The sequence below is a fragment of the Solirubrobacter ginsenosidimutans genome (genome assembly GCF_027587205.1).
The window spans coordinates 25,640-32,057 of the sequence record NZ_JAPDOD010000079.1 but is presented as its reverse complement, the minus strand read 5'-3'; the positions used below and the strand labels follow the sequence as shown (position 1 = coordinate 32,057).

7 protein-coding genes and 1 pseudogene are annotated in these 6,418 nt (G+C 71.8%); 1 reads left to right on the top strand and 7 read right to left on the bottom strand.

Translation table 11 applies throughout. The features are described 5' to 3' along the window. Window positions 1–326 (top strand): annotated as a pseudogene (locus tag OM076_RS41775) (hypothetical protein); the annotation flags it as partial. Here the strand turns inward: OM076_RS41775 and OM076_RS41770 are convergent. The 7 genes from OM076_RS41770 to OM076_RS41740 all read right to left on the bottom strand — a co-directional run bounded on the left by OM076_RS41770 (window position 301) and on the right by OM076_RS41740 (window position 6,379). Then, window positions 301–1,842, bottom strand: coding sequence for an FAD-binding oxidoreductase (locus OM076_RS41770; protein WP_270046146.1), 1,542 nt, complete (start codon window positions 1,840–1,842; stop codon window positions 301–303). The pseudogene OM076_RS41775 and the gene OM076_RS41770 sit on opposite strands and share 26 nt — an antisense overlap. Window positions 1,843–1,894: 52 nt before the next feature. Beyond that, a complete protein-coding gene (locus tag OM076_RS41765) occupies window positions 1,895–2,416 on the bottom strand; it encodes an adenine phosphoribosyltransferase (protein WP_270046145.1) in 522 nt (173 codons plus the stop codon). After that, window positions 2,417–3,250, bottom strand: coding sequence for a transcriptional regulator FtsR (gene ftsR, locus OM076_RS41760; protein WP_270046144.1), 834 nt, complete (start codon window positions 3,248–3,250; stop codon window positions 2,417–2,419). It lies immediately after the preceding gene. Between the two features lie 7 nt (window positions 3,251–3,257). Continuing rightward, window positions 3,258–3,731, bottom strand: coding sequence for a double zinc ribbon and FHA domain-containing protein (locus OM076_RS41755; protein ID WP_270046143.1), 474 nt, complete (start codon window positions 3,729–3,731; stop codon window positions 3,258–3,260). 21 nt (window positions 3,732–3,752) lie between these two features. Then, a complete protein-coding gene (locus OM076_RS41750) occupies window positions 3,753–4,010 on the bottom strand; it encodes an RsiG family protein (protein WP_270046142.1) in 258 nt (85 codons plus the stop codon). Between the two features lie 63 nt (window positions 4,011–4,073). Further along, the gene (locus OM076_RS41745; protein ID WP_270046141.1) at window positions 4,074–4,709 is read right to left on the bottom strand and encodes a CDP-alcohol phosphatidyltransferase family protein; all 636 of its coding nucleotides are present in this window, start codon (window positions 4,707–4,709) and stop codon (window positions 4,074–4,076) included. Further along, complete coding sequence (locus OM076_RS41740) at window positions 4,691–6,379, bottom strand: proline--tRNA ligase (RefSeq protein WP_270046140.1); 1,689 nt, start codon at window positions 6,377–6,379, stop codon at window positions 4,691–4,693. Before OM076_RS41740 ends, OM076_RS41745 begins: the two co-directional genes overlap by 19 nt. Between the last annotated feature and the right edge of the window lie 39 nt (window positions 6,380–6,418).

The following is a 6,418-nucleotide window of genomic DNA, read 5'->3' as shown; positions in this document are numbered from 1 at the left end:
CCCTTGGCGGTGCGGGCGCGGGCGGCGCGGGCGCGAGCGGTGCAGGCGCGAGAGCCGCGGGCGCCCGCGGCGGCGACGCCGCCTCCGGCAACGCCGGCGCGGCGTATCTCGCCGCCCTCGAATCCGCCGGGCGGACCGGGGCGGGTGTGCTCGCGCGGATGGACGCGCTCGCCGGCCCGCACACGCGCCTCGTGGTGACCGGCGGGTGGTCGGACGGGCCCGCTGCCCGCGCGGTCAAGGCGCGGCACCTCGGGCCGTTCGAGCACGTGGCGGAGGGGTTCGCCGGGTGCCGGGGTGCGGCTAGAGCAGCTTCCCGGGGTTCATGATCCCCGCGGGGTCGCAGCGTTCCTTGACCGCCCGCAGCAGCTCCAGCCCGAGCTCGCCGATCTCGTCGCCGAGGTAGGGCGCGTGGTCGCGGCCGATCGCGTGGTGGTGGGTGATCGTGCCGCTCGCGTCGACGATCGCGCGCGTCGCCGCGTCCTTGATCGCCTTCCACTGCCCCGCCGGGTCGGCGGTCTGCGCGCCGAGCAGCGTGAAGTACAGCGAGGCGCCCGTCGGATAGAGGTGTGAGACGTGGCAGCCGACGTGGACGCCGTCCAACGCGCCGCGGACCGCGTCGTACAGACGCTCCAGGTTGCTCCACGTCGTCGCCGTCTCGAGCGTCTCGACGAGCACGCCGCGGTCCATCAGATCGTCGCGGAGGTGCGGGCCGGCGAAGCGCGAGCGTTCCCACGCTCGTCCGGGCGCGCCACCCAGCGGCCGCGCACCGCCGCGCGCCAGCACGCGCGCCGCCGACGCCCGGCCGACCGCGCCCTCCCACCCGCAGACGAGCAGGCAGCGGCCGTCGAGCAGACGACGCCCCACGGTGCCCGTCCCGGCCAGCGCCACGCTCAGCCGCGTCTCCTCCTCGTCCGACAAGCGGGCGATGTCGGGCGCGATCCCGTCCTGCTCCAAACGCCGCAACAGCTCCGCACCCTCGAAGAACGAGCCCACGGTCCACGCGTCGAACGCCGTCGAGCGCAGCGGCCGGACCCGCAGCGCGACCCGTGTGATCACGCCGAACGCGCCCTCGGAGCCCAAGACAAGCTGCCGCAGCGACGGCCCCGCCGCGGTGCCGGGCGCATCCAACGTCGCCAAGGCGCCGACCGGCGTCACGCATTCCAGCGCCGCGACCTGCGCGTCGATGCGCCCGTGGCCGGTCGACGACTGCCCCGCCGAGCGCGTCGCCGCGCACCCGCCGACCGTCGCCCACTCGTAACTCTGTGGCATATGCCCGAGCGCGAGCCCGTGCGTCCGCAGCGCGGCGTCGGCCTCAGGGAGACGGATGCCGGGCTCGAAGACGGCCAACAACGACGACGGGTCGACCGAGACGAGCGCGTCCAACCGCCCGAGGTCGAGCGAGATCAGCGCGTCGAAGCGCCCCCGCTCACCCGCGAGGCCGCCGACGACGCTGGTCCCGCCGCCGAACGGCACGACCGCCACTCCCGCCTCGGTACACGCCTGCAGCACCGCGGCCACGCCGGCGGCGTCCGCGGGCGCGACGACCGCGTCGGGCGCGGAGGCGAAGTCCCCCGCCCGCTGGGCCAGAAGATCGAGATACGACTTGCCGCGCGTGCGCAGGACGCGCGCCTCAGCGTCGTCGCGGACCTCGGCCGCGGAGGCGAGCCGCTCGCGCAGGGACGCAGGCAGCGCGGAGGGCGGCACCACGGGCGTGTCCACGGGCGAGGAGACGACGGCGCCCGAGATCCCGAGCTCCTCGCGCAAGAGCGCGACCGCGTGGTCGGGCAACGAGGGCCCCGCCCCCGGCTCGCCCCAGCCCCAGAAGACCTGCTCGCGCCGCATCACGGCGCCGCCTCGCGAACCGGAGCGGCCCGCAGACACGCGGTCGCGGCGCTCACTCCGTGTCGTAGGCGATCAGCGTGTGGACGTCGTAGGAGGCGAGCTTCTCGCGGCCCCCCAGGAACGCGAGCTCGACCAGGAACGCGCAGCCCGCGACGACCGCGCCCGCCCCCTCGGCCAGCTCGCACAGCGCGCGCGCCGTGCCGCCCGTCGCCAGCAGGTCGTCGTGCAGCAGCACCCGCGCGCCGTCGCGCAACGCGTCGGCGTGCATCTCCAGCGCGTCGACGCCGTACTCGAGGATGTATTCGGCCGAGACCGTCTCCGCCGGCAGCTTCCCCGGCTTGCGGGCGGGCACGAACCCGACCCCCAGCTCGCGCGCGACGGCCGCGCCGAGGATGAAGCCGCGCGCCTCGGCGGCGACCACCAAATCCACTTCCAGCGGCCGCGCGTACCCGGCGATCGACTCAACCGCGAAGTTCAGCGCCGCCGGATCGAGCAGCAGCGGCGTGATGTCCTTGAAGACGATCCCCGGCTTCGGGAAATCCGGGATGTCGCGGATGAACCGCCGCAGCTCCACTTACTTGGCGATCTTCCGCAGATCGCGCACGAGCAGCAGGTGCTTCAGGTGCGAGGCGACCGCGGCGAGGTTCTCCAACGCCTCCACGGCCTCCTTGCGCCGCTCGGGATTGCGCGAGCGAAGGGCCGGCGCGAGGATCTGCTGCAGCAGCGCCGCCTCGCGCTCGGCGGAGGACTTGAACACCCGCAGGTTGCGCCCCGCCACGCCGTAGCGCGACAACTCCGACACCGCCCGCACGATCTCGCGCTCGGTCTCGTCGTAGTAGCGCTTGCCCTCACGGACCTCGCCCTTGACGATCCCGAAGTCCTCGAGCTCCTGGACGAGACGCGGCTCGGCGCCGGTCTGCTCGACCACGTCGTCGAGCGAGTACGCCGCACCCCGGTCGCGCACCGACAGCGTCAGCCGCCGCAGCGCCGCACCCGGGCGAGCGCCGTCCGCCGGCTTGGCCGCCGCGCCGCCCGCCGTCCCACCCGCACCCGCCGCGGCGGCCGCAGGCGGATCGTCGAACGAGCGTCCCGCGGCCAGCTCCTGGCGGATCACGGCGAGCGGCAGGAACTCGTCGCGCTGCAGGCGCAGGATCGTCCTCAAGCGCGAGACGTCCGCGGCCGAATACAGCCGGTAGCCGCCCGGCGTGCGCCGCGGCGTCAGCAGCTTCTGATCCTCGAGGTAGCGGATCTTGGAGATCGAGATGTCCGGGAACTCCTGCTGGAGCCCCTTGCACACCGCGCCGATGGTCAGCGACTTCGTCTGGCGCGGGACTTCCTCAAGCTGAGGTTCACCGTTACCGCCGCCGCTTGAGGCTTCGCTCGCTCCGGTGGCGGCGTCGTCGGACACGGCCACCTCAGCGCGCCAGATAGGTGAGCTTGTATTTGCCGACTTGCAACTCGTCGCCGTCTTCGAGCTTGTGCGACTCGATCCTCCGCCGGTTCACGTAGGTCCCATTCAAAGAGCCTGAGTCATCCAGGAACCACGCGCCCGAACGGCGCACGAGCACGGCGTGATCGCGCGAGACGGTCACGTCGTCGAGGAAGATCTCCGCGTCCGGCGAACGGCCGATCGTCAACCGCTCGCCGTCGAGCGGGTACGACTGGCCGACCTTGCCGCCGCCCGACCGGATCACGAGGGCACCGGTGGAGGCCGCGACATCGCCGACGTCGACCGGCCGCAACTCGCCGGTCTGTTCGTCGATCATGTACGTCGCGGTCGTGGCGTCGTCACGCGTGTCTTCACGCGTGCCGACGTATGCGCCGCAGCGCTGGCAGTAGTTCGCGCCCTCCGTGACGACGAACCCGCACTCTGGGCAGTGACGGGCCAAGGGCCGTACCTCCGACTGCGGCTAGATGTCGTCGCCGCCGCCGGTCGCACGACCGGCAAGGATGTCAGTGAGACGCTGGACGTCGGCGCCCGAGATGACTTCCTCGCCACCTTCGTGCTTCTTGCGCAGGCGGTTGACGAGTTCGGCTCGCAGGATGTCGATCTTGCCGTGCAGGATGCGCCGGCGGTAGGACACCTCCTGCTCCTCGTCAGTGAGCTGCTGGATGAGGTCCTTGAGCTCCTGATCGGAGAGTGAACCGAGATCGGGGAAGGTGTCCATCTGTAAAGAAGTCCTCTCCTCAAAGGTGACGAGACGGAGGTGGAAGCATAGCGTTCATCAAGCTCAGGTCGAGCCTTGCAGTCGTGCCTGCGCGAGACCATCGCGCACGTATTGGACCGTCGCCCCAAGCGTGAGTACGAGGCCCACATACAAGCACGCCAGGGCCAACCAATGCACTCCGCAGAGTGCAAAGAAGAGCGCGCTGAACACCGGCCACACGCCCCAGCGCCCCAACCAGTTGATCTTGAGGTCGACATTTCGGTGCAGCGCATAGCGCGCCAGGACGAGCATGAAGAGCTCGCGAGCGGCCAGCAGAGCGAGCGCCCAGCGCGGGAGAAGCTCGAATTTCCAGCACACGATCACGCCTGAGATCACGAGCAGCCGATCGACCAATGGGTCCAGCAGCGCCCCCATCCGCGAGTACTGGCCGGTGACCCGCGCGGCGATGCCGTCCAGGTAGTCGCTCCAGCCGATCACGGCGAACAGGACCGCCGGCAGCGCGTCCGTGCCGCTCTCGGAGCTCAGGGCGAGCACCAGGAACAGCGGGATCATCGCCAGCCGGATGTAGCCGATCGCGTTCGGGATCGTCCACGGGCGCAGCGGCGCGCCGGCGACCGTCTCAGGTGGCGGCGGGCCCGAGCGGTCCAGACCCGACAGCCGCCGGAAGGTCAGTTTGCGTTTTACGGGAGCGTCGCCCACAAGTCAGCGGCCGCCTGCGCCGCGCCCTCGAGTCCGATGGAGCCGGTCTCTCGCCCGCGCCGGACCTGCGTCTCGATCTCGCCCGCCTCGAGCGTGCGCCGGCCGATCGTCAGCCGCAGCGGCACGCCGAGCAGCTCGGCGTCGGCGAACTTGGCGCCCGGGCCGAGGGTCCGATCGTCGTAGACGACGTCCAGGCCGGCCGCCCGCAGCTCGTCGTACAGGCGCTCGGCCAGCGCGAACTCCTCGGTGTCGGGCTTGCCGAGCCCGACGAGGTGCACGTCGAACGGCGACAGCGCGCGCGGCCACGAGATGCCCTTCTCGTCGGCGAACTGCTCGACGGCCGCGGCGGCGATGCGCGCAGGGCCGATGCCGTAGGAGCCCATCCAGACGGGCTGGGCCGTGCCGGACTCGTCCAGGTAGCTCGCCCCCAGCGGCACGCTGTAGCGGGTCCCGAGCTTGAAGATGTTGCCGATCTCGATCGCGGGCTCGATCCGGATCTCGTGACCGTCGACCGTATCCCCCACCTCGACCGAGCGCACGTCGGCCTCGGTGAACGCGAAGTCGCGCCCCGGCTTGACGCCGCGCAGGTGCGCGTCGGCCTTGTTGGCGCCCGAGATGTAGGAGTCGCCGTCGAGCGCCGAGTCGAGCAGGATCGGCACGTCGGTGCCGACCGGCCCGATGTAGCCCGCCGGGCCGATGCGCTCGGCGAACTCGCTCGCCTGCGCCGGCCGGAAGGAGGCGCCGAGGGCGTTGGCGAGCTTGACGTCGTTCACGCGATGGTCGCCGCGCACCAGGACCAGGCGCAGCTCGTCCTCGCCGACGATGACCGGGTAGGCCTTGATGAGCGCGCCCGCGGGGACGCCGAGCGCCTCCGCGACCTGCGCGACCGTCGTCAGCCCGGGCGTCGCCTCCTCCGCGGGGGCGTCCAGCGCCGGCGGCAGCTGCACCGGCTTGGCGGTCGCGGTCGCGACCTCGACATTGGCCGCGTAGCCCGGGGCCAGCGCGACGTCGTTCTCGCCCGCGGGACACGGCGCCATGTACTCGTGGGCGCCGGTGCCGCCCATCATCCCGACGTCCGAGTCCACCCGGTACCACTCCAGGCCGCAGCGGTCGAAGATCTTGTCGTAGGCGACCCGGTGCTTCTCGTAGCCCACGTCGAGCCCCGCGGCATCGCGGTCGAACGTGTAGGAGTCCTTCATGATGAACTCGCGCGTGCGCAGCACGCCGGCGCGGGGGCGCGGCTCGTCGCGCTCCTTGATCTGGAAGTGGTAGAGGATCTGCGGCAGGTCGCGGTAGGAGCGGACCACCTGCGCGATGTGGGTGGTGACGATCTCCTCATGGGTCATGGCGAGCACCATGTCCGCCCCACGGCGGTCCTTGAGGCGGAACAGCTCGCCGCCGATCGCGTCGTAACGCCCGCTGCGCTGCCAGATCTCCGCCGGGTTGAGCACCGGCATCAGCATTTCCTGGCCGCCGATCGCGTCGATCTCCTCGCGGATGATCTGGACCGCCTTCTGGTGCACGCGCCAGCCGGCCGGGAGCCAGCTCCACAGGCCGGCGCCCACCTGCCGGATCATGCCGGCGCGCACCAGCAGCTTGTGGGAGAGCGCCTCCGCATCGGCGGGCGGCTGCTTCTCGGTCGGGAGGAGGTAGTGGCTCAGGCGCGTCATCGGGGCGCAGAGCCTAGATGGTTTTTCGGCGGCTCTGAC